Origin of the sequence: Sphingobium sp. BHU LFT2, assembly GCF_018604485.1 — a bacterium.
Lineage (GTDB): Bacteria > Pseudomonadota > Alphaproteobacteria > Sphingomonadales > Sphingomonadaceae > Sphingobium > Sphingobium yanoikuyae_A.
In genome coordinates, this window is sequence record NZ_JAFCGW010000013.1 from 34,850 (window position 1) to 56,684 (window position 21,835).

At 59.8% G+C, this 21,835-nt stretch carries 30 protein-coding genes and 1 pseudogene; 15 read left to right on the forward strand and 16 right to left on the reverse strand.

Annotated elements, in window-relative coordinates; translation table 11 throughout:
* The first annotated feature begins 28 nt into the window (after nt 1-28).
* The 6 genes from JQK15_RS20145 to JQK15_RS20170 all read left to right on the forward strand — a co-directional run bounded on the left by JQK15_RS20145 (nt 29) and on the right by JQK15_RS20170 (nt 4,056).
* A complete protein-coding gene (locus JQK15_RS20145) occupies nt 29-733 on the forward strand; it encodes a hypothetical protein (RefSeq protein ID WP_214867243.1) in 705 nt (234 codons plus the stop codon).
* A 59-nt stretch (nt 734-792) separates the two neighbouring features.
* Nucleotides 793-1,680 (forward strand): N-6 DNA methylase, encoded by an 888-nt coding sequence (locus JQK15_RS20150; RefSeq protein ID WP_353047233.1) that lies wholly within the window; start codon nt 793-795, stop codon nt 1,678-1,680.
* 32 nt (nt 1,681-1,712) lie between these two features.
* Complete coding sequence (locus tag JQK15_RS20155; protein ID WP_214867245.1) at nt 1,713-2,054, forward strand: hypothetical protein; 342 nt, start codon at nt 1,713-1,715, stop codon at nt 2,052-2,054.
* Nucleotides 2,055-2,058: 4 nt separating this feature from the next.
* Nucleotides 2,059-3,090, forward strand: a complete 1,032-nt coding sequence (locus tag JQK15_RS20160; RefSeq protein WP_214867248.1) for a deazapurine DNA modification protein DpdA family protein — start codon at nt 2,059-2,061, stop codon at nt 3,088-3,090.
* Between the two features lie 17 nt (nt 3,091-3,107).
* Nucleotides 3,108-3,392: a hypothetical protein gene (locus JQK15_RS20165; RefSeq protein ID WP_251007892.1), complete on the forward strand. Its 285-nt coding sequence runs from the start codon at nt 3,108-3,110 to the stop codon at nt 3,390-3,392.
* Between the two features lie 304 nt (nt 3,393-3,696).
* Nucleotides 3,697-4,056: a hypothetical protein gene (locus JQK15_RS20170; RefSeq protein ID WP_214867252.1), complete on the forward strand. Its 360-nt coding sequence runs from the start codon at nt 3,697-3,699 to the stop codon at nt 4,054-4,056.
* 137 nt (nt 4,057-4,193) lie between these two features.
* Here the strand turns inward: JQK15_RS20170 and JQK15_RS20175 are convergent, their stop codons facing one another.
* On the reverse strand, nt 4,194-5,210 hold the full coding sequence (locus JQK15_RS20175) for a hypothetical protein (RefSeq protein ID WP_214867254.1): 1,017 nt from the start codon (nt 5,208-5,210) through the stop codon (nt 4,194-4,196).
* 345 nt (nt 5,211-5,555) lie between these two features.
* Here JQK15_RS20175 and JQK15_RS20180 point away from each other — a divergent pair.
* Nucleotides 5,556-6,337: pseudogene (locus JQK15_RS20180) on the forward strand (IS5 family transposase).
* Here JQK15_RS20180 and JQK15_RS20185 read toward each other — a convergent pair.
* From JQK15_RS20185 to JQK15_RS20215, 7 genes are all read right to left on the reverse strand, one after another.
* On the reverse strand, nt 6,334-6,912 hold the full coding sequence (locus JQK15_RS20185; protein ID WP_214867256.1) for a class I SAM-dependent methyltransferase: 579 nt from the start codon (nt 6,910-6,912) through the stop codon (nt 6,334-6,336). The pseudogene JQK15_RS20180 and the gene JQK15_RS20185 overlap by 4 nt on opposite strands.
* 201 nt (nt 6,913-7,113) lie before the next feature.
* Complete coding sequence (locus JQK15_RS20190) at nt 7,114-7,659, reverse strand: hypothetical protein (RefSeq protein WP_214867258.1); 546 nt, start codon at nt 7,657-7,659, stop codon at nt 7,114-7,116.
* A gap of 121 nt (nt 7,660-7,780) precedes the next feature.
* Complete coding sequence (tnpC, locus tag JQK15_RS20195; protein ID WP_502956849.1) at nt 7,781-9,334, reverse strand: IS66 family transposase; 1,554 nt, start codon at nt 9,332-9,334, stop codon at nt 7,781-7,783.
* Nucleotides 9,335-9,395: 61 nt separating this feature from the next.
* Nucleotides 9,396-9,743, reverse strand: a complete 348-nt coding sequence (gene tnpB / locus JQK15_RS20200; protein WP_214867260.1) for an IS66 family insertion sequence element accessory protein TnpB — start codon at nt 9,741-9,743, stop codon at nt 9,396-9,398.
* Nucleotides 9,740-10,123 carry a transposase gene (locus JQK15_RS20205; protein WP_214867262.1) on the reverse strand — a complete coding sequence of 128 codons (384 nt, stop codon included), beginning with the start codon at nt 10,121-10,123 and terminating at the stop codon, nt 9,740-9,742. Before JQK15_RS20205 ends, tnpB begins: the two co-directional genes overlap by 4 nt.
* 284 nt (nt 10,124-10,407) lie before the next feature.
* Entirely contained in the window at nt 10,408-10,797 is a 390-nt protein-coding gene (locus JQK15_RS20210; protein ID WP_214867264.1) for a hypothetical protein, read from the reverse strand.
* 60 nt (nt 10,798-10,857) lie between these two features.
* On the reverse strand, nt 10,858-11,886 hold the full coding sequence (locus JQK15_RS20215) for an ImmA/IrrE family metallo-endopeptidase (RefSeq protein WP_251007919.1): 1,029 nt from the start codon (nt 11,884-11,886) through the stop codon (nt 10,858-10,860).
* Between the two features lie 108 nt (nt 11,887-11,994).
* Here JQK15_RS20215 and JQK15_RS20220 point away from each other — a divergent pair, with 108 nt between their 5' ends.
* The gene (locus JQK15_RS20220) at nt 11,995-12,510 is read left to right on the forward strand and encodes a G protein-coupled receptor family protein (protein ID WP_214867267.1); all 516 of its coding nucleotides are present in this window, start codon (nt 11,995-11,997) and stop codon (nt 12,508-12,510) included.
* Between the two features lie 376 nt (nt 12,511-12,886).
* Nucleotides 12,887-13,066: a hypothetical protein gene (locus tag JQK15_RS20225; RefSeq protein WP_214867269.1), complete on the forward strand. Its 180-nt coding sequence runs from the start codon at nt 12,887-12,889 to the stop codon at nt 13,064-13,066.
* Between the two features lie 80 nt (nt 13,067-13,146).
* Here JQK15_RS20225 and JQK15_RS20230 read toward each other — a convergent pair whose 3' ends face one another.
* Both JQK15_RS20230 and JQK15_RS20235 read right to left on the reverse strand, forming a co-directional pair.
* The gene (locus JQK15_RS20230; protein WP_214867271.1) at nt 13,147-13,665 is read right to left on the reverse strand and encodes a hypothetical protein; all 519 of its coding nucleotides are present in this window, start codon (nt 13,663-13,665) and stop codon (nt 13,147-13,149) included.
* 183 nt (nt 13,666-13,848) lie between these two features.
* Nucleotides 13,849-14,436: a hypothetical protein gene (locus tag JQK15_RS20235; RefSeq protein ID WP_214867273.1), complete on the reverse strand. Its 588-nt coding sequence runs from the start codon at nt 14,434-14,436 to the stop codon at nt 13,849-13,851.
* A gap of 206 nt (nt 14,437-14,642) precedes the next feature.
* Here JQK15_RS20235 and JQK15_RS20240 point away from each other — a divergent pair, with 206 nt between their 5' ends.
* Nucleotides 14,643-15,227: a nucleotidyltransferase family protein gene (locus tag JQK15_RS20240; RefSeq protein WP_214867275.1), complete on the forward strand. Its 585-nt coding sequence runs from the start codon at nt 14,643-14,645 to the stop codon at nt 15,225-15,227.
* The gene (locus tag JQK15_RS20245; RefSeq protein WP_214867277.1) at nt 15,176-15,628 is read left to right on the forward strand and encodes a hypothetical protein; all 453 of its coding nucleotides are present in this window, start codon (nt 15,176-15,178) and stop codon (nt 15,626-15,628) included. The genes JQK15_RS20240 and JQK15_RS20245 overlap by 52 nt, the downstream gene beginning before the upstream one ends.
* A gap of 77 nt (nt 15,629-15,705) precedes the next feature.
* Here JQK15_RS20245 and JQK15_RS20250 read toward each other — a convergent pair whose 3' ends face one another.
* The gene (locus JQK15_RS20250) at nt 15,706-16,065 is read right to left on the reverse strand and encodes a VOC family protein (RefSeq protein WP_214867279.1); all 360 of its coding nucleotides are present in this window, start codon (nt 16,063-16,065) and stop codon (nt 15,706-15,708) included.
* Nucleotides 16,066-16,127: 62 nt separating this feature from the next.
* On the opposite strand from JQK15_RS20250, the gene JQK15_RS20255 reads away from it, so the two are divergent.
* Entirely contained in the window at nt 16,128-16,430 is a 303-nt protein-coding gene (locus JQK15_RS20255) for a helix-turn-helix domain-containing protein (protein WP_214867281.1), read from the forward strand.
* A 16-nt stretch (nt 16,431-16,446) separates the two neighbouring features.
* Here the strand turns inward: JQK15_RS20255 and JQK15_RS20260 are convergent, their stop codons facing one another.
* Nucleotides 16,447-16,827, reverse strand: coding sequence for a VOC family protein (locus tag JQK15_RS20260; RefSeq protein WP_214867282.1), 381 nt, complete (start codon nt 16,825-16,827; stop codon nt 16,447-16,449).
* 357 nt (nt 16,828-17,184) lie between these two features.
* Complete coding sequence (locus JQK15_RS20265; protein ID WP_251007895.1) at nt 17,185-17,754, reverse strand: DinB family protein; 570 nt, start codon at nt 17,752-17,754, stop codon at nt 17,185-17,187.
* An 81-nt stretch (nt 17,755-17,835) separates the two neighbouring features.
* Between JQK15_RS20265 and JQK15_RS20270 the strand changes: the two genes are divergently transcribed.
* The 3 genes from JQK15_RS20270 to JQK15_RS20280 all read left to right on the forward strand — a co-directional run bounded on the left by JQK15_RS20270 (nt 17,836) and on the right by JQK15_RS20280 (nt 19,851).
* Complete coding sequence (locus tag JQK15_RS20270; RefSeq protein WP_214867284.1) at nt 17,836-18,663, forward strand: LysR substrate-binding domain-containing protein; 828 nt, start codon at nt 17,836-17,838, stop codon at nt 18,661-18,663.
* Between the two features lie 86 nt (nt 18,664-18,749).
* Nucleotides 18,750-19,238, forward strand: coding sequence for a nucleotidyltransferase family protein (locus JQK15_RS20275; RefSeq protein WP_251007896.1), 489 nt, complete (start codon nt 18,750-18,752; stop codon nt 19,236-19,238).
* Nucleotides 19,239-19,308: 70 nt separating this feature from the next.
* On the forward strand, nt 19,309-19,851 hold the full coding sequence (locus tag JQK15_RS20280; RefSeq protein WP_251007897.1) for a GNAT family N-acetyltransferase: 543 nt from the start codon (nt 19,309-19,311) through the stop codon (nt 19,849-19,851).
* Between the two features lie 122 nt (nt 19,852-19,973).
* Here JQK15_RS20280 and JQK15_RS20285 read toward each other — a convergent pair whose 3' ends face one another.
* The 3 genes from JQK15_RS20285 to JQK15_RS20295 form a co-directional block, all read right to left on the reverse strand.
* Nucleotides 19,974-20,624 (reverse strand): imm11 family protein, encoded by a 651-nt coding sequence (locus tag JQK15_RS20285; protein ID WP_214867286.1) that lies wholly within the window; start codon nt 20,622-20,624, stop codon nt 19,974-19,976.
* A 54-nt stretch (nt 20,625-20,678) separates the two neighbouring features.
* Nucleotides 20,679-21,436, reverse strand: a protein-coding gene (locus tag JQK15_RS20290; protein ID WP_214867288.1) for an IS5 family transposase whose coding sequence is annotated in 2 segments (ribosomal slippage) — nt 20,679-21,097 and nt 21,097-21,436 — 759 coding nt in all. Because the reading frame shifts where the segments join, the coding sequence is not laid out codon by codon here.
* A gap of 208 nt (nt 21,437-21,644) precedes the next feature.
* Nucleotides 21,645-21,821, reverse strand: a complete 177-nt coding sequence (locus JQK15_RS20295; protein ID WP_214867290.1) for a hypothetical protein — start codon at nt 21,819-21,821, stop codon at nt 21,645-21,647.
* Nucleotides 21,822-21,835: the final 14 nt, after the last annotated feature.

A 21,835-nucleotide genomic window follows, 5' to 3' on the forward strand; every position in this document is an offset into this window, starting at 1 on the left:
AATCCTCTCAAACCAGAAGGACAATATCATGACCGACGCCACCGCGCCGGGCGCATCCGCGCGCCTGTATAGCCAGACCGAACATGATGACCGCGGGAACTTCCATTACCAAGGCGACCTCTATCGCGCCGGAGAAGCGTTGCTGTCGCTCGCCTCCCGGATCGAACGCCATTTGGCAGAACATTTTACCGAAACCAGGTTCGCGATCCGTACGCAGACATTTTCCTTAGGGCGCAAGGTCATCGCGGAGCTCCTCGATGCTCCGACCGACCTGACCGGCCGCGACGCGCAGAACGCCTTCATTGTCGAGGTGCGCGATCAGATGGAAAGGTTCGGTTCCACGAAGGCTAATCCCTTGCAGGATTTCTGCTCGTCCAGCTTCTACTGCGACGTGCGCATTGGCCGAGCTTATTGGGCGGCGTTGGCCAAGCGCAAGGGGAGCCGCAATCCGGTCGATACGGTGATATCGCTGGCGGCATTCAAGAAGCGGATCAAAGCCGGCGACCAGTTGAAACTGATCGACGCGCCGGCCGGTCATCGCCTGCTCGGCACGACCCGCGAAATCACGAAGGTGCGCTCCGGCGACCTGATCCTTGAAGGACGCTCCTACCTCAGCTTTCCTCGTGCATCGGCCTTTGCCTGTGACGGCCGTCTCATCCGGATCGCCATCGGCTCGGAACATGGTCCGGATGACCACCTGCTCTACGAGTGGATTCGCCTGAAGGCCGCCTGAGCAGGTCCATATCCGCGCCTGCACTCTTCAGTCCGCGCAAATTCCGGGCGCTCACAAAAATGAGCCGCGCAGAAAATCCTGCTGCGGTTGGCCCATCCGCCCGCGCCATCATCGATCCGGAGGCTCCGATGCATGAGCCCTATCTCAAAGCGATGGCGACGCTGCTCCGCCGCAGCCAGCCCCGCCACGATCTGTACACCGTTTTCGGCCACTGTATGGAGGCCATGGCACTTGCCATGGCCAACAGCGTCGATCTGCGGCAGCGCGAGCCACGCGAGGCGCGCTATCTCGACATTGTCGGGCACTACCGGCCGGATGTGATCGATCTGTTTCCGCGAGTCCTCGCCGAACTGGTGCAGGCGCTCGAAGTCGGCCCTGGCGATGTGCTGGGCGCCCTGTTTCACGACCTTGAGCTGCACAACAAGGCGCGCGGCCAGTTCTTCACGCCATATACCCTCAGTCGCTTCATGGCCCAGGTGACCATCGGGGATTGCGAAAGCGTCAAAGCGATCATCGGCGACCATGGCTTCGTGACCGCCATGGAACCGGCCTGTGGCGCGGGGTCGATGGTGATTGCGCTTGCTGAGGCCATGCGCGATCTTGGCATAAACTATCAGCGCCATCTTCATGTCACCGCGATCGATATCGACCCGCGCGCGATCCACATGGCTTATGTCCAGCTCTCTCTGCTGCATGTGCCGGCGCATCTCATGGTCGGAAACTCTCTTTCGGGTGAAACGGCCGAGCATTGGTATACACCGGCCCATATCCTGGGCGGATGGAACGCCCGGCTCGCTGATCGACGACGCCACAAGCCTGCCGGTGAGACGCTTGTCCATGCTGTCGAAGTGCCGCCTGTGCCAGTCCCGATCAACCATGCAGATTCACCGTCACGCGAGCCACGGGCTTCGCCACCGGCCATGCCGCAACAGCTGAGCCTTTTCTGACCGTCCAAGATTTCACATTGCTGGAGACCGGCATGTTCCATCATGTCCATATCACCGCACTCAGCCGGACGCCGGCCGGGATGACAGTCATAACGCTTGCCATCTGCGGACCACGAGGCCGCATGCGCGCCGTAGAGGATGTTTCTATCGTGGAAGCCGAGAAGATGGCGGCGCGGCTTCAGATGGCCATCACCGACGCGCGCGCCGGGCTCGGCGAGGATCCAGCCGACGTCTTCGTCCAGGATGTGATCGGTCAACTCGGCGACCCCGCTCTTGCTCTCGATCCATCTTTCCGCAGATGGTGTAGCGCGCATCATGGCCTGCTCAGCGCTCGGCAGGCCGCAGAGCGCTGGTGCTGCTGGCACGCGGCCTGACCCCATGGCGATCGAGATCATGGTCGGCCTTCCGCACCTGCGCGAGGGGCCGATATTGAACCGCGCCCGTACCATGCAGGTGCCGACACTCATCTCGGCGAACGCGCTCTCGCGCTGGAATCGCAGCAAGGGCTGGCCAGAATGGCAGGGGTGGCGCCTCGATTTGCTGAAAAATGCCGGCGGATTGTCCAGCATTGCATTGGACAGTGCGGGGTTCGTGGCTTTGTCGCGATACCATGCATATCCTTGGGCAACCGAGGATTATCTCGATCTCGCCGCAAGCTATCCGTTCCGCTGGTTCGCTAGCATGGACTATTGCGTCGAACCCGAGATCGCACCCGATCGTGACGAGGTGCGCGACCGGATTTCAAGAACCATCCGGGTCAACCGCGATTGCTGGCGCGGCGCTCATGACCGCGGCATTGCCCATCGCTTCATGCCGGTAATACAAGGCCGGGTCGCAGGCGACTATGAAAACTGCATCGATGCGCTGGGCGATATCATCGGGGCCGTACCTCTGATCGGTATCGGCTCCATGTGCCGCAGACCCGTAGGCGGCAGCGATGGGGTGATCGCTATCTTCGAGCATCTCGATCGCATTCTCAGCGCCAAGACGATGATTCACGGGTTCGGCATAAAGGGCACGGCCCTCAGCAAGCTCAGCGGGCTCGAACATCGTGTCGCGTCGACAGACAGCCAGGCATTCGGCCTCACCAGCAGAATTGAGGCGCGCCAGCGCGGCATCTCCAAAACCGACGCCTTCGTCGCCGATCATATGGAAAGATGGGCACGCCGCCAATATGCGCGGTCCGCGCTCGCTCCCACGCCCATACAGGGCGAGCTGCCGCTCGGCCCCGATGACCGACTGCCACGCGATCCATGGGAGAGGGTCATTGCACAGGCCCGCGCCGAAATCCGTGCGCTGATCGAAGAGGGGCAACTGTCGCACGATGAGATTTCCGAACCGTGGATTGCGCAGTGGGCAACCGACATCTTCCAGGCCGAACGGCTTGAATCCGCCGGGGCCTCACGATGATCCGCCACGGCGAAAGCATGGAACGCATCCTGCCCGGCCTATATGCGGGGAATGACGTCAGGGCCGAGCGCCACCGTCGCGGCTGGGCATTTCAGATGAAATGCGGCCAGCTCGGCCGCCAGCTCTGGTTTGAATATTCTCCGCATGGGCTGTGGACCGCCATCGGCATCTGGCGCACCCTGGACACCGGACTCTGGGTGGCAGCGCGCCTCCGCGCCGGAACGCATTTCTGGGATGAAAGCTGCCAGACCGCCCGCCTCTATTGTGAGGACGTCTATTCTATTCTGCGCGAAGACGTGTGACGATCGGCGCCTGATCGCGGGTCTACACAAATTACGCCGCCCAAGGTTAGCGCTTCCGGCGAGCCGCCATATCAGCGCCAACACTCCCTGACGGAAAACCCCGACCTCAAGGTTGTCGGGCATTGTATCAATCCGGCATTGTTTTTCGGTTAGTTCAGTGGATTAGATAGTCGCGCAACGCCGTACACGACGGTATTGCTGTGGAATTCCGCTGCGGCCTAGCACCTATCATGTGATTGCCGACATGTCATTAGCTTGTGAACACCCGGCATCATGCTATCTATCGAGATGAAAGGATTGGCGCATGATCGTTATCATCTTTGCCGCTGCCATAGGGGTGATAATGATCGTACTGTCCGTTCGCGCCAACTCGCGCTTCCAGCAGGAGCAGAAGCTTCCGATGCAGTGGATGCTTTCGCGATCACGACCTCTTTCCAGCACCGTGATTTGGTCCGCTCCCCGCGTTTTTGCTCTCAGCCTCATTCCCGCCTTGGCGATCTTAGTGCTATCGCTATTCGCGATTGGCTCTTTCACCCTAACGCCGAGGCCCGGCCAAGAAGGGATGATGATCCCCGCCCTGATATTCATTGGGGGCATCTTTCTCGCAGTTCAAATTTTGCATCTTTGGCTGATTGCGAAAACTTTACGCAGCACGGAACAATGATCGAGCCGCCGCAATTACGCGACAAACAGGTGTTGCCGCCGTGCCGCCCGCCATGTGATTGCCATCACCTCAGATTTTCTAGTTTCTCCACTTCTGATGGGGAATTTTGGGAATAAGCAATCGGGAAGGCGCGCTGCCTAGCTGGTGCGAAAGCCCAGCCTCCACCCCAGGAGCCGCGTGAATTGCTCAGGATCGTCCAAGCGGAACGCAACGCGCACAAAGGGGCCGCGCTTTTTCAGGAGCGAGCGACGATGCAGTGGGCCGCCCAACCGCAGCATCACGTTCGGCCAAGCGAGCAGCGCCGCGTTGAGGGTGGCCGGGTCGCGGACGTCATCGCCGGTGAATGCCCCGTCGATTGCGACGATCGCGTCGAGTGGTACGAATTGATCGATCAGGAAACCGGCTCGTACGCGGACCCCTTCGGGCGTCAGCAATACCGGTCTGAACCGGAACGACTTGATGAGGCCAACCAGATACACGAACCCCATGTCGCTCAGAATGAACATGACGATCGTGGCGGTGCGGCTCCAGTGCCCAAGCAGCAGATGATAAACCGCGATCTCAATCGCCGACAGGATCAGCAGCGTCGCGCACATTGGGGTCAGATGCTTATAGTAGGCAAATGCTCGGGCGTTTGCCGGCACGTCGGCCGGACCGCCCCAGCGGAACAACGCCATGTGGAGGACCGTCATTTCCGCCACGGCTAATCGAACGAGTACGGGGGAAAAGAACTCCGATGCGGCAGCCGCCCACCGCTCCTTACGATCAATACCCTCTTGGTTCATGAGCCGCCTAGCTCGGGCCGCTGCCCAGGCGACATGACCCAGAACGACGGTCCCCATCCCCAACACCAAGATCGGCATTTCGAGTAGCGTATCCCGTATCACCGGAGGCGAACCCAGCCAGACGGTGATGTTTGCCCCGGCCAGCGCTGCTAGAATGGCGCAGCGCTCCGGGTTTCGCGATGATCGGGTGATGAGCGACAGCATCAGCGTGTCTGCGACGATCCAGAGGAACAAAAGTAGCGCCGGGAGAGGATGAGCCATCGCTAGCGGCGTTCGCACCGCCATTCCGGCCAGCGCGACAATGACAAAGGGTGCCACTTTCGCAGCAATCTGCCGCCGATCGACATCGTTACCAACTTGGCCTGCCATAACTTCCTCATTCGCTGGCGCGAATGACCGGATGCTGGTCTGGCGCAGCGTCAGAGCACCATATGCGCTGCTATTCGATAGACTGCCAGCTTCCAAATCTTCTCGAAGCCCCGTTATGGATGCGTTTCGAGGATGCTTTTGTCGTTCCTGAAACTCTTTCCTTTGCGAAAAGAGGCGGTGTGACGAAAATCAGGCGAAACCCGCCGTCACAGCGTGTTTGCCGTTACCGCTCTGAGCGTAGATCGAAAAATTGGCAGTGGGGAAGCCCTTATTAGGTCGCGTTGACAAAAGAGATTCCCAACCCGGTGAAGTTCTGATTCAAGCCTTCCTTTTGGAAGGGCAGGCATGGATCGCGGCGACCTGAGCGACGCAGAATGGGAATTGATCGGGCCGCTGCTCCCACCCGAGCGTGGCAGGCATGCTCGCCCGGCCGGAGATAACCGGCGCTATCTCAATGGAATGCTGCACGTCCTGCGGGTTGGCTGCCCCTGGCGCGACATGCATGAGCGCTATGGGAAATGGAACTCGGTCTACGTCCGGTTTCGGCGCTGGGCCGAGCAAGGCGTCTGGGATGCCATGCTGCAAACTCTGGTCGATCTCGGCCTGACCGACGACTGGCAGCACATGATCGACAGCACCACGGTTCGCGGTCATGTCTCGGCCGTGGGCGGAAAAGGGGGGCTTTTGCGCAGGCTTTTGGTCGATCACGCGGCGGCTTTACGTGCAAGGTCCACGCCCGCTGCGACAATCAAGGCCTCCCTCTCGGCTTCTACCTGACGGGCGGCGAGGCTTCCGATTACGGCGGTGTCGATAGGCTCATGGTCATGCCGGTGCCAAAGCCTGCGGCCTTGCTCGCCGACAAGGGCTACGACGGCGATCGTTTCCGCGAGAACCTGCTCCTGCACAACATCCTGCCGGTCATCCCGCCGCGTTCGAATCGCAAGGCACCAGAGCACCCCGACTATCGCCGCTATCGCGATCGCAATCGCGTCGAGCGCATGTTCGGCTTCCTCAAACACCAACGCCGCATCGCGACACGCTTCGAGAAAACCGCGCTTTCCTACCTCAGCTTCCTCAACCTCGCCGCAGCAAGGCTATGGTTGAAGCATTTTGTCAACGCGACCTAGCGTCTCACTGCGTCATAGTAGTTGTTGCCGCCGTCATCGGTAAGGCAACGAACCAGGTCGAGGCCGACCCTTTTCATGCGGGTTGTATAGGCATTAGCCCCGAGCGAAAGCGAGGCTCGCCCGGTCAGAGTGTCGTTCCATTCACAAGCCTGCTGTGGCGCGCTGAAAAGTAATCGGCCGCCAGGATCGAGGGCGTCAGCTATCTTGCCAAGCACCTTCTGCTGATCGTTTGTATCAAGCAGGAAGATCAGGCCGATCGATACAGCGCCTTCGAAGGTGCGCCCGAAGAAGGAGCTATCTTGCGCCGGTTCGCATGCGACAGGGACGGTAGGAAGGTTGTCGCGGAACGCTCTGACTAGCGAGCGAGACGCATCGATGCCAAACACGACAAACCGATCATCGTTGAGCGCCTTCGCGATCGGAACGCCGGAACCACATCCCACATCCACGATAGACGACGATGGCACCAGACATTCTTGTGCCCATGACCGCACCAACGCTGTCCCGATCTCGGATCGGATCGCAATGAATCTTTCGGCAACTGCTTCCCAGCCCAGGGAATGGTCGGTCGTCACCAAATGCCTCCTGCTCATTTTGAGGATCAGCGTAACAACCGCCTAACTGACGGAGAAGCGCATTCTTCGGCAATATCCTCCAGATGACCGGCAAACAGGCCATAGCCGCCATGCCGCTCATCGTGTGATTTCCGTTAGGGTTGGGGCTTCGGCAGCTTCCGCTCCAAAGCGGTCCTTGGGCTGTTTAAGCCAGCGGTATGTCTAGCTTTTGGGACGGATCAGAGCGGCGATAGCTTCACCTCCTTCGCCTACGTAGAATGAATGTTTTTGGCGCTCTGGTGACACCACGTCTATTTTCTCTGAAATGTTGCCACGGGGCGGCGGACCTGACTTCGGATCATTTCCCGCAGCACGATTGAAGGGGCAAGTTCGAGAAATCGCGTCAGTGAGACGTTCCCCGCTCGCTTTGTCGAGAAGCCATTCCGCTCGTTTCATTGGGGTAAACGGCGCGCCTTCCACCCAGATTTGACTGCGACCGACTGCTGTTCCGCGCCACTGTCCATCGGGCGAACGAACAACAATGATGCTGTACTCCTCAGTAGAAAGGTGCCCGCCTTTGCCATGAAGCATTACCATCGGCGCTCCTTCAGGCATTGGCTCGTTCAATGCCTGCCGCAGCTTCTTGCGGTCTTCAATATCGGACGTTGTCGGCTTAAGTTGATCGGAGGCGACCGGTACGCACAGCGGTAGGCTTGTTGGGATTGCCTGCGAACTGGCAGCGGCAGCAAGTAACAGCAGTTGCATCATTGTCCGATGATGCTTCCTCCAGCCTCACATATCAACAGCTACGTTCGCTGACCACCAATCCTTGCCATTCACGGATGCGCGAAAATCAGGTGTTACGTAAGCGTGGGCTAGAGGCCGCAGATCAGGCGGCTTCGGCGATCGGTTCCTGATCTGGTCGCCAGTTCCACGGCATGAGTTCATCCCAGCGGGCAGTAGGCCATTCGCCCGCGATCTTGGCGATGACGTCGGCGATATAGGCCTGTGGTTCGAGACCATTAAGTTTGGCGCTCTCGATAACGGAATAGATTGCAGCGGCGCGATCGCCGCCCGCCTTTGAGCCAGCGAACAACCAGTTTTTACGGCCCAGGGCCACACAACGCATTGCGCGCTCTGCAATGTTATTGTCGATCTCCAGACGCCCATCGTCGAGGAAGCGTGTCAGCGCGACCCAGCGTTTGCGCCCATAGGCGATCGCCTTTGCCATCTCGGATTTGGGCGAGAGACGGCGCAGGGCATCGTCGAGTGCTTGGCGCAACTCGTCGATCAATGGCTGGGTGCGGTCCTGCCGGCTTCGTCGTCGGATATCCGGCCGATGTCCTCGAACCTCTGCCTCGATCTCATAGAGCTTGCCGATGCGTTCCAGCAGCTCAGTGGTGAGCGGCGTCGGCTTGGTGGCGTGGATATCGAATATCTTCCGCCGGAAATGCGCCCAGCAAGCAACCTCAGTGACGCGGTTCGTGTCGTAAAGCTTGTCATAACCGGCGTAACCATCAGCCTGGAGATAGCCGGTGAAGCTGGCCAGCTGCCGCTGGGGATGGGCGCCGGTGCGGTCGGTGGTGAACTCATACCAGACGAGCGAAGGGGTCGTGGCGCCGGAAACGCGATCGTCGACGGCGTAAGCCCAGAGCCTGCCGGTTGCCGTCTTGCCTCGGCCCGGGTCAAGCATGGGAACCGGCGTATCATCGGTATGGATCTTCGAGGCGGTCAGGCCGACCTCGCGGATGCGACTGACGATCGGGTCGAGCAGCACGGATGCCTGGCCGACCCAGCCTGCCAGCGTCGAGCGGTCAATCTCGATGCCCTGCGCCGCCATGATCTCGGCTTGACGGTAAAGCGGCAGATGATGATCGAACTTGGAGACGACGACATGGGCCAGCGTGCCGAAGGTCGCCTTGCCCCGCGCTATCGCCTTTACCGGCGCGGGCGCCTGCACGATCTTCTCGCAGGACCGGCAGCTATACTTGGGCCGGATGGTCCGAACGACACGCCATTGCACCGGCACGGCATCAAGCATCTCGTCGCTATCCTGTCCCAGAGGCCGCAACGCGCCGCCGCAGTCGGGACAGACGCAGTTGCCCTGCTCAGGCTCGATCCGCTGTTCCTCGCGCGGCAGATGGGCGGGCAGCCCCCGAACGGGCGACGGCCGATCGGCCTGTGCCGGATCGGCTCGACGCGCGGCAGCGACGATGGCCTCGCCTTCGAGTTCTTCGAGCGCCAGTTCAAGCTGCGCGATCTGGGCGTCGAGCTTCTCGGACGACTTGCCGAACTGCATCCGCTTGAGGCGCGCGATCTGTACGCGCAGCGTGTCGATCAGGATGTCGCGAGCAGAAATATCGGCGTGTGCGACCGCCAAAGCAGCTTCGAGCTCGGCGATCCGAGCGTCTTTGTCAGCTGTGGAAAGGCCTGCGTCCGACACCGCGCACCAATAGCGGAAACGCCGCCACAATACCAGCAAAAGCGCCAGAAAACGGGCGTTTTTAGCCCGCCAGTGATGGGGTGAAAGTGCGCTCCGGCCGTCGCCAGTCGATGCCTTCCAACAGCATGGAAAGCTGGGCTGCGGTCATCACCACCGACCCTGTCTTGGTCGATGGCCACACGAACCGGCCCCGGTCCATCCGCTTGGAAAACAGGCACATGCCCTGGCCATCATACCAGAGCAGCTTGACCAGATCGCCCCGCTTGCCCCGGAAGGCGAACAGCGCTCCGGAATGCGGGCTTTGCTCCAGAACCTGCTGCGTCATCACGGCAAGGCCGTCAAAACCCTTGCGCATGTCTGTCGCGCCGCAGGCCAGGAGTATGCGCGTCGATGGCGGCAGCGGGATCATCGCGTCAGGATGCCGATCACCCGCGAAAGAGCATCGGCATCGACCGTGGCATCCACGCTTACCCTGATGCCCGACGGCAGCTCGATGCCAATCACGCTACCGCTGCGCGCCTCGACCGTTGGGGCAGGTAAGGCTGGCTGCTCGCTGATCTGCACCTCCGCAAAAACGGGCTCGATCAGTTTGCGCACCCCGGCCAGTTCACCGGAGATCGCCTGTCGCCGCCAAGTGTAGATCGAGCCGCTGCCAACCTCATGGCGTTCACAGGCCGTGCGCACGCAACCTTCTGGGCCAAATGCATCCCGCAGCACGACCAGCTTCTGCTCCACCGTCCAGCGCCGCCGGCCCGACACCCGGCTAACGACCTCTATCCGACTACTCATACGACCGCTCGTATGAGTAGTCGCTGCACCGCTAGCTGAAACCTCAATCTCGTCCAACACCGTCCACTCCGCTCAAAGAGCGGCAATCATCCCAGCGGATGCCCGGCGTGCAAGGCGGCCGCCAGACCCCGCTTACGGTGTTACCGCCGTGCCGCCCGCCATGTGATTGTCGACAGGCAGCAGTGCGCCCCTTGTCGCCGTTGCCGAGCCGAGCGACGCTTCCTGACTGCTGACCGTCCGCTCTGCGCTTGTCCCTTGAATGGCAGCAGAGCCAGTAGGGACGGCTAGACGCCGGTGATGTCCGTAACGTCGCCGTTTGGAAGCCCGCAACCCTTCGCAATCTGCATGCAGTTTTTTAGCGCCTTGCCAGCTGAAACTAGCTTGCACTTCTTGCCGCGTGCTACTGCCACCGCCTCGAAGTGTTCGAAAAGCGGAAGCCCGCCGAGTATGCCAGAACCGTGCTGCTCCTGTAAGAGCGTGGCTGACTGATTGTTGGCGACAGTGGTTGGGACGTACTTCCTTGGCTGGATCGCGGTGAACGCAGCCCACAAATGAGGATAAAGGTCTTTCAGCTCATCCGAAACCGATCGCATGATGAGCATTTCACCGCTTTGGATCGCGCTGATTACCCGGTTCTTCGCCGAGTTTGACGTTGTCGTGAGCGCTTCCTTCATGCCGTGTAGGTCGATGACCCACTTAGGCGTAACCACGCTAGAGGAGGCGGCCGCCATTCGCTAGGCAGCCCCAAAAAGCTGATCTTGATAGACAGGTTTAAGGCCACTCAGGCGGTAAATATCGATTTCGTCTAGCTGTTCAGTAATCCGTGCTCGCTTGAGCAAATTTAAAAGCCGCGTGCCATATTGCGTGCGCTTGTCACGCAAAGGATCGGGTGTTCCCCCGCTACTCTTCTCCCCCTGGTCGCCAGAAGGCACGAAGTAGCGGTTGCCGAACTTGGCTTTCCACGCTCTGTAGTCGTCGCGAGCCAAGAAGCCAGTTTGAACGAGGCGGACGTACGTTGCCTCCTGACTGATCCCCAACTTCTTCGCAAACAAGCGAATGAAATCGTCGTCAGGGATGGGCGTGTAGCGAAAGCGGGCAAGTGCTGCTTTGATGAGGCGCTTGGGTGCGAGTAAGCAGGCTGCAAAGCGGTTACAGAAACGCTCAACCCGATTTCGGATGATAGAGGGGTTGGATACGCCCTCCTTGCGGAGGAGGACGTGCCCAAACTCGTGAGCAAGCGTGAACAGCTTGCGAGCCTTGCTGCTATTTGTCGTGTTAATGACGATTGTGTGAGGGCCGTCATCAATATGGACGTACAGGCCGGCCGCTTCGTCGGTCTTGAAGGGACGATGCAGAACCAAAACGCCAAGGCTCTCGATAAACGAGCGTAGGCTGATGTACAGCTTGTTGGCGTCCTGCCAATCTAGCTGCTGGTCATCTGTAATGCCCCAACGATCCCGCCATTTCGCGGCGAGTTTAATCGCTTCTTCATCCGAGTAGACTTTGGGCTTTATCTGCTCGACAGTATCGTCAAGCCCAACATCAAGGTCGAGCGCAGACAGGGTGTTGGACAGCTTCTCAACATAGCTAATGGCTTGGAGCGTGCCCTTCTCAAACCCCGCGATTTTCGGGCTGGCGGTGCGGAAGTCAACGGAGGGGAACAGCGGCAGTTCGCGTTGAGTGAAAAGCGCGTGCATCGGCACGGCTAATTCATCCGCAACGGATGTAATTTCCTCGTCGTCTAACTCGCCGCCATCGTCCATCACCCGCTGGAGCTTAGTACGAGACACCCCACTGCGAGACGCGAGGGTAGCCAAGTCTAGGCCGCGCGCCCTAAGGACGTTAGAGAGGGCACCAACAGGGATTTTCACGTGTGTATCGACTTATGGCCTTGGCAAGCGACGACAACCGGGCTGACCTTCGCGCAGCTGGCTAACGTCCAGACGGTAGGAATCGGACTGTATCTCGCGCTAGCGGTTATTCAAGCCGTATCAGCGACCGGCGTGGCTGGCCTCTCCCGGCGGGTAACGACACTAAAGGGTGCGGTGACGGCAAACCTGATGAAGACCGAGGCCAGGAACGTCCGCACTTTGGCGGGGCAGGTCAGCGGGCTAGAGATCGGCTTTCACAAATTCAATCGTGTGCTACTCTGGATCGTGTTCAGCTTGTTCGCCGTAAGCGTGGGCTACTTCGCATACTGCACGGTTTGGCAGGAAGCGCAGGCCCTTCAAGACGGCACATGGTTCATCTTCGGCTTCTACCTCATTCTGCCGGTTGCCATCTTTGTAATTTGCTCGTCAATTATCTGGTGGAGATGCAGAGAGGTGGCGCAGCGGCTGACGGAAGCGGAAAAGCGCATCCAGCGAGCGATCTTGGGCGTGCCATAACGAAGAGATATCAAAGTGGCCGCCTGATTTATGCTCGCTCAGTCCATGCCAAGCGGCAATCGGCCAGGTGCGGGCATCTCGTGGCAGCGTGCGGGGTTGGATCGAGCAAGCTGAACGACAGGCAGCTCACTGCGGCCGCTCCCCGATAGCTGCCCGACTGCAATCGGCCACAGCCTGCATGAATTGCGATCCGATCGGGTCGACATTTGATGTGGGCGAACGGTACTGGGAAAGCCGACTAACTGAGAACAGCTGATCCAACATTCCGGGAAAGCGCTTCTATTTTGGATCGCGCGGATAGGGGGGGAGCAGTGAATGCGCTGGTTTACGTTCGATATTTGTTCTATAAGCGCGGAGTATCGTAAAGGAGCTCGTGATGGACGACAGGATGAAGGAGGCGCTCGCTCAAATCGTCGAGGCGCAGCTGCAAATATTGGCCGTGATCGAAGAGGACCGTCCGCCGTCTCCCGACCTGCGCGCTCGACTTGAAACGCTGCACGAGACGCTTACCCGTAGGTCCGCAATCGATTTGCTGCCGGGGTTCAAGGGCCGCTGATGCCCGCCGCCGACGCTTGTAGCGTCGGCATCGCGCCCCGCCCCAGCAGAGACAACGCGGGGCGAGCATCGGTTCCTGGTCTATCCGGCCTTGGCGATGATCTCGTTCATCAGCAGCTCGAAACAGCCCTTATAGGGCTCGATCTGGTTCCGGGTCGGCAGCGGCTCCCGCGCGCGGATTAGATAATGCGTGTGTAGGTCCGCGATCGGCCGTGCTTCCTTCTCGAGCCGCTCGAGCATCGGCTTGATGCTCCGACTCGCCTGTCCCACCACCCCGGCGAAGCTTGTCTGGTCAAAGATCGGCGGCACATGGTTCATGACCGCCCGGATCAGCAAGGCGCTCGTCAGATAGTGGCCCCGCCGATAAGCATCGTTCAGCTCCTCGCAGAAGCGGATGAGCTTAGCATAGTCGAATGTCTGGCGCTCCGCTGCGCGAAGCGCGTCGAGCAGTTGCGGGGCGACGAAGGCGGCATTGAGACCCAACGCCGCCTCATAATCAGGGCTCGCGGCTGCTTCGCGCAGATAGTCGATCGCGATCATCAGACGGTCGCGGTGGCCATAGGCTTCGACGATATGTTCGGCTTCGCCCCCCCCGACCATCGAGCATGTCCATAAGCTCGATATCGCCGAGGCGGCGCGCCACACCCAGGAACCGGGTCGCGATCCGGTTCCACCCCGCGACATAGGCGGTAATCATGTCGGGATCGTCGCTCGGTCCGCATTCTTCGAGGGGATAGGCCTCGATCTCGCCCGCAAGCTCAAGCGCGAGGTTGAGCTTGGCGGTCATACCGGTAGTGCCGCCGCCCCGGCGACCAGGGCAGCGTGTGATGCTTGCTGGCTTTCGAGTGTCTTGACGCGTAGCTCTTCGGAATGCGCCTGGCGCTCGGTCAGGTGGCGGGCGGTCGTATATTCCGGGTCCGGCGTCGGTGCTGGGCTCAGACGTGCGGCGCAGCGCAGGCGTTCCGCCACCGCCAATGCCTTGAGCCCAAGGGATGCCATCTGGGTCAGCACCTCATGATCGCCCCCATCGGGCGGATCGAAGTCATAGAGATAGGCGATCTTCGCGTTTGCGGCTTCCACCGCAACCCGGAAGGCGAAGGACTCTTCGGTCAGCCGGACGCCAACCTTCTTCCATTCGATCTCCGGCGGGAACGGCGGAAGCTCGGGCAATGTGCCATGATCGTTGCCGGCATGGCCTCCCGAGGCGTTGAAGCTGTCCTTCTCGCCGAGCCGATGGGAGCAGTCGGTCGCATATTGCTCGAAGAACAGCGCGGCATAGAGATTGGAGAAACGCGCCTCATGACCCGTCGTCCAGCGCTCTTTCAACCAGATGGCTAACTGCGCGGCTGTCGCGGTCGCGATCGCGGTCATGAGGATTGTGAGGTAGATCATTGCTGCCTGTGTAAAGAATCAATGTCTGATTTACCTCATTTTCCGCCTCAAGCCGACAGTCGGCAATCGGCAATCGGCCATCGCCGGTCATCCATCACCGTACGGAAAACAGGCCATTTTCGCGATGCCGCCCACCGTGTGTTTTTCGGCCTACTCTTTCAAGCCGGATACCTTTAGCTGGCCTGATGGACGTGGCCTCACAGAATAGCAGCCTGCGGGCGATCATGGCGGCAAGCCCGTTGGTCAGCACCATCTTGGAACGCTGGTCCTCCATCAATTTGCCCGACTGCTGGCTATCAGGCAGTGCCATCGCGCAAACGGCTTGGAACGCCGCATTTGGCCTGCCACCCGAACATGGTCTTGCTGACATCGACTTGGTCTATTTCGATGATGCCGATCTGTCGGAAGAGAGGGAGGCTCGACAAGCGGCTCGCATCCGGGGCCTGTTTTCTGATCTTCCGATATGGATCGACGCCAAAAACGAGGCGCGGGTTCATCTATGGTATGAGGCGAAGTTCGGCTATCCGATCGCGCCTTATCAATCGAGCGAACAAGCGATTTCCACATTTCCAACGACGGCGGGAGCGGTCGCGATCCGGCCTGACGCTACGAGTATCTCGATCTTCGCTCCCTTTGGCCTAGACGATCTGTTGAACTGCACGGTGCGGCCCAACAAGGTGCAGATCACCCAAGCTATCTATGAGGCGAAGGTCGCGCGATGGCGGAAATGCTGGCCAAGACTGACGATAGTCGATTGGCAGCAGGTCTAATTCGCCCCGCCCCCGCTACCGACAAGCAGGCTTTTGCCGCCATGCCGCCCGCCGTCTTCTTTCCGAGGCTTGCTGCGGCCAGCGCCGACAGAATGGCGCGACGCTCCGGCTTTCTCGATGATCGGGCAATGAGCGACAGCATCAGCGTGCCTGCGACGATCCAGAGGAACAGGAGTAGCCCCAGGAGAGGTTGGACCATTGCTAACTGCGTTGGCATCGCCATTCCGGCCTGCACAAAAATTGCGAGGGGCGCTACTTTCGCAGCAATTCTGCCACCCATCTATGCCGTTACCAACTTGGGCGCTCATAACAGCGCAAATAACCCGATGCTGCGCTGGCGCAGCGTCAGAGCGACATACATGGTGCTATTCGACCGACTGCCAGCCACCGCATTTTTTTGAAACATCGTTGTGGTGCATTTCGAGACGCTCCTGCCCTTCCGATACTGGGTCGCAATCGGGAACGAGACAGCCCTCTGCTACCTGCTAGAAAGGAAGAAGGTATTGCCGTCCGGATCATTGAAATAGACGTGCGGAAAAGGCTTAGCTAGCGGCGGCCCTAAGAAGGTCACACCTTTCGCCGATAATCGCTCATACTCGTATGGCACATTGTCGCAGCCGAATGACCCGTTGAAAAAGGTGCCTACCCTTTCTTCATGGCCTTCGGGCGTGAACAAAAGGATGCCGGTCTGCGCGCCAGGGATGGTCAATTCTATCCAGCGCCTCTCCCCAACCGGGCGATCGGTCGCGATCACAAACCCCATGATCTCCGTCCAGAAGGTCAGCGCACGTTCCTGATCGCGGGTGGGGATGCCGACGTAATTCAGCTTTCGGATCACGGCCAACCTTTCTGGCCGCCAAGCGGTTGCGGCTCACCGTCATAACGGTAATTGCTATAGCAATGAGCGACAAGCAGTACGTATTGGACACTTACGTCCTCGACACCCTTATGCGCGATCTGGTGGGTCATGATCGCCGTACATCGGCTTTCCTGGTCTACCTCTCGCTGTTCGCCTCATCTGACGGAGGCTTCGCGCGGATCAGCCACGCCCAACTCGCCGAACGCACCGGGCTTTCCAAGCGCGGCGCGCAGGACGCCGTGCTTCACCTGATCGATCGGGGTCTATTGCGGACTGCCAAGAGCGGCGTGACCGAGGTGACGCGCTACGAGCTTCTCTCGCCTTGGCGCAAGCTGGCCTGCTGATCGCCACGGTCGCATCCTACTTCGGTTGCCACAGCTCAATCTTGGTGCCGTCGGGGTCCTGTATCCAGGCGAACCTGCCGAAGGTGTCGCCATCGTCGCGCCTCAAGATGGGCACGCCCTTCGCTGTCAAGCGTGCGATCATCGCGTCCATATGGTCTACGGCGAAGTTGATCATGAACTCCCGCGTGGAGGGCGTGATGTGATCCGCGGCGTCCGGAAAAGCCATCCATGACACCTTCGGCGGATGGCCGGGTGCGTCGAAGGGCATTGCTGCCCCACCCCATGAGGCAACATCGAGCCCGAGCACCTCCTTGTACCACTGTGTCAGTGCTTTGGGGTCCTGGCTCCTGACGAAGATGCCACCGATGCCGGTGACGTGACCGGGTTGATTAGCCATGCCAGGGGCCTCCCATCCGAGCAACGCGACGAACGCAACGACCCCGATACTCCTTGCTGTCCATCCCGATCTCACTCCCAGTTCCGTTGCCGCTTTCATGGAATGCACGCTAACCGGGACATGCTAGTGCCGCCTAGTGATGCAGCCAATGCTATAGCAACAGAGTGTAGGTCGTGCTCTGCCTTTTCCCAAAACGGGCATGGGCGGTTTTGAGAAGCGTTTCTCGTTCCCGCTTCACCACCGATTTCAGGAAGGTGCCGGGGGTGGCGACAAACAGGCTTTTGCCGCCATGCCGCCCGCCGTGTGCTTGCCAACAGGCTGGGCCGGAGCTTCTCGCTAATTGTGTGCGGTCGCACCTTACCTTTTAGGCATTGTTAGAAGAGCGGCAAGATCGGGTGTAGGCGCGCCACGCTGGAACACGAGAAGGTCTAGGGATGGCGGCTCGGCGTCTGTAAGGATCGACAGACCGGCATGGGCTTGACCCCGATGATGGGTCTGATGGTTGAAGAAATGCAGGAGGATGTCGCCAAGCACCTGTTCCTGCGGTTGCCCGGATGTGGTGCGATAGGGATGCCGCCTGCTGAGCGCTAAGGCGTTGTAGCCATCCATCACGGCGATGATCCGTTCATCCTCTGCTACGCGCGCCTGCGCCAAGTCGCGCAAATTGTCATAAGCGATCGCGTCGAGCCGATTGGGGTGATCTCCCTCGCCGGTAAGGCGCTTCAACCATAGCCGGTCCACGCCCAGAAGATGGTTCAGCGTGCCATGCAGACTCCGGAAGAACAGCCCGATCGGCCGCCGATACGCTTCGTCGGGTAGCGTCGCGACGACACCATAGAGGCGGGCATTCGCCCATGCATTGTAGCGGGCAAGCTGCCCGAAGTGGTTCACGTCCATCATAGATTCCGCTGGTGTTTCGACGACCATAACCTAATCCGGTGCTGAAACCCGTGAATTAACCTCACCATTGGCGACGGATCATAAATGGGCACTGGATCGCTGCCATCCATGAAGGGACTGCATGCGCTGTCGAAGCTCGCGCGTGCCGGCAGTCTGACCGCTGCCGCCACCGAACTCGGGGTGACGCGCTCGGCTATTTCGCATCGCATTGCTGATCTGGAAGGCCAGCTTGGCGTCAGGCTGCTCCGCAAGGCAGGGAGAAGCTCCGGCCTGACCGACGATGCCGAGGCGTTGCTGGCGGCGATGGGCGATGCCATCGAACGGATCGAGGCTGCTGTCGAACCGCTGCATCAGCGGCGAATGCAAATCCGGTTGAGCACCGTCGCGACATTCGCCTCCCATTGGCTGCTCCCCCGCATTAGCGGCTTTCAGGCTCGCCATCCGGATATAATGCTCGCCATTTCCACGACCCGGCGGACCGTGGACCTTGATAATGAGGCGTTCGACTGCGCTATCCGCCACGGCCTTGGTGAATGGGAAGGATTCAGCACGACGTTGCTCTTTCGTGAAACGCTGGTGCCCATAGCCATACCGACGATCACCGATATCGAGAGTGCAACGATTATCCGGGCACGGTCGCGCTATAGAGACTGGCCGACATGGTGGAGCCGATCCGGACGGCCCGGCAAGCCTTCCGGCGAGGGATTGATCGTGGAAACGCGCGCGCAGGCCCTCGATGCCGCGCTGTCCGGCGCGGGCATAGCGATGATGGACCTAGCTTATGTTCAGGGCCACCTCACGGCGGGCAGGCTCCAAAGCCTAGCTGATCCAATCCAATTATCGGAAGGCTATTATTTCGTGCATCGCACGCCGCCACGCAACGAACGCCTCATTTCCGCCCTGCGCGATTGGCTTATGGAGCAAGCACAGCAATGACGATCCCGGCGGATAGCAGTCTGCGCGCGATCGTGGCGGCAAGCCCGATCCTCAGCACCATCTTGGGTCGCTGAGATGCTGTCGCCTTGCCTGATTGCTGGCTGTCGGGCAGCGCCATCGCACAAACGGCATGGAACACCGCATTCGGCCTGTCGCCGGAATATGGCCTGGCGGATATCGATCTGGTCTATTTCGACGCCGCCGATCTGTCGGAAGAGGGCGAGGCGCACCATGCGGCGCGCATCCGCGCCTTGCTCCCCGATGTGCCGCTATGGATCGACGCTAAGAACCAGGCGCGCGTCCATCTCTGGTATCAGGCGAAGTTCGGCTATCCGATCGCGCCCTACCAATCGAGCGAACATGCCATTTCGACTTTCCCGACGACGGCGGGAGCGGTCGCGATCCGGCCTGATGCTGCGGCGACTATCTCGATCTTCGCCCCCTTTGGCTTGGATGATCTGCTGAACTGCACGGTGCGACCCAATAAGGTGCAGATTACCCAAGCTATCTACGAGGCGAAGGTAGCGCGCTGGCGGAAGTGCTGGCCGAGACTGACGATAATCGACTGGCAGTAGTTTTAACTCGCTTGACCTCACGGACGACAGACAGGCTTCTGACGCCGCGCCGCGAGCCCTGTGTTTGTTGATGGCTGTCCTGCATCACCACAATGCGCTCAACAACATGCCTTATAGCAGCCATGATCGCCGGTATGATATTCAAGCTATGGCGATCATCCGGCACGCGTTCTTTCCCGACGATGCAGCGGCGGTGCTGGGCATCTGGCGTGAGTTTGTTGCCAATTCCCCGGTGAACCTCGATTATCAGAACAACGATGCAGAGTTCGCCAATCTGCCGGGCAAGTATGCTTCGCCCAAAGGATGCGTTCTACTCGCGGACCAGGAGGGCGAAATTGAAGGTTGCGTTGCGATGCGCCAAGTCACTCCTGAAATTTGTGAAATGAAGCGACTATATGTTCGTCCCCATGCTCAAGGACGCCATCTTGGTCGCGCCCTCGCCGAACGCCTGATCGAAGAAGCGCGCACTGCGGGCTATAGCGAGATGAGGTTAGATGTGCAGGCGAAGTTCGTTCCCGCGCGCAAGCTGTATGAAGCTCTCGGTTTTGTCGCCGCCGAGCCGATCTCTTTCAATCCGGTCCCCGGCGCGTCATTTCTCGGTCTCCACCTGTAGCTAACACGATACTTCATCTCGGTTGGTGGCCGACAAACAGGCGATAGCCGCTACCCGCCGTGTCTTTCCCGCCCTGATGCAAAGCGGGCCGGGCCAGCCCCTCGCTGCGGGTCGCTCCCGCCTTACACTTCGTCCAGATGGACCAAGTTCATGCCCGTCATTCCGGCGCTACGCAGCGTTTCGGCCAATTTATCCGACATGAAAGGGCCGTTGCCATGATGCTTGTCATACCAAAGATGGTGAGCTCCGATCTGACTAGAGTTGAACACCACCCGCCCTTTGACATTCGGATCGAAATCAGGAGGCCATTGCTCGCGCGGGACTTCACGCCCCGGCATCCAATGGATGCCATGAGCGGGCAAGAGTGTTGTCTCTTGCCGGTCCACGCTGTCGAGCCGATTGCAGACCACCATGAAAAACATATTGGCTATGACGGACCTACGCGCCCCGACAATCTGCATGGGTAGGAATTGATGCACGCCGGGTTCGAGCCGTTCGACAATATCACGAAACGCAGCGGTCACAATTTTCAAGCCGTAGAACTGGCCGTAGTCAGGAATGATCCCGTTCGTCCGTGCCTTCATCTGCTTTGGCAAGTGATCGGTCTGAACCCTTCGGCCACTTACGTGCGCGCGTCCGTGTCCAAAGAACAAGCCGCCATCTGGGGTGGCGTCCGCGACTTCGATTAGCTTGTCTCCATCACCGGGGACGGCATCATAGCCAATGACTGCTCGGCCATTAGCCCGCAGTTCCGCCGTCAAACTATAGACCATTAAGTGGCCTGCTGCCGGTTTGGTTAGGTCTGAGTGTCTAGGCCCGAGACTCAATCAAAGCCAGAACGCCAATGCAGTGACGAGCGCTACGCCTGACAGGAAGTTGGCGGCCAGCTTGTCGTAACGGGTTGCTACGCGGCGGAAGTCCTTGATCCGGCAGAAGGCGTTCTCGATGAGATGTCGCCCCCGGTAGCGCTGCTGATCGTAGCGGATGGCGCGCTTGCGATTGCGCCTGCCTGGGATGACAGGGCTGGTGCCGTTCTCGCGCAGGGTCTTGCGCAAGCTGTTGGCATCGTAGCCTTTGTCGCCGAGCAGGTAGCGCATGTGGCCCGCGCGTTCGAGCAGGGCCGGGGCGGCCTTCACGTCGCTGACATTGCCGGCGGTCAGCATCAGTGCGTAGGGTCGGCCAAGCACGTCGGTCAGGGCATGGACCTTGGTTGTCCAGCCGCCGCGAGAACGGCCGATCGCCTGCGTCTGGCGCCCCCTTTTCCGCCAAACGCCGAGCGCTGGGCCTTGATGTATGTGCTGTCGATCGCGGTGCTCTTCGTGACCGCGCCTGCTTCGGACAGGGCATCGAGCAATTTTGTCCAGAAGCCTCGCCGCGACCAGCGGTTGAAGCGGTTATAGATCGTCGTGGAAGGCCCGTAGTCCGCTGGGCAGTCGCACCACCGGCAACCGGACTTCAGAACATGCAGGATACCTGAGATCACACGCCGATCGTCCACCCGGCGGGCACCGGGCTGGTTCTTCGGCAGGTGAGGCTCGATCGCAAGCCAGGCTTCATCCGACAACCAAAACAACGAGCGCGACATCGACAGGAGCCTCCATCCATCGTGGATGGCAACCTTGAATCAACCCATGCACGCATTTTCAAGAGGCTGATTGGGTTTGGACCCTAGCTAAGATTTGCGGGCTACCGATGTTGCGGAGGTAGCGAACGTAGCAGACGCGATCTAAAGAGCACCGGGTTTGCCCCTCGCCACGGCAATCATTGCCAAAAGATGGGCTTGCAGGAAGTCGTCAGGCTTTGGACCAATCGATATTTGCCGCACGGCGATCTGCCTGGTCAGCGTTGAATATTGCCGTCATTTCGGCATTGGTCGGGCGCACGATCAAACGGGTGTAATTGCGATCGGGGGCCCATGGCCCAAGCTGCGGAGCCTTCTTATCTGATCGAATGAGTTCGAAGGGTTCCATGCCTTCGTAGTCGA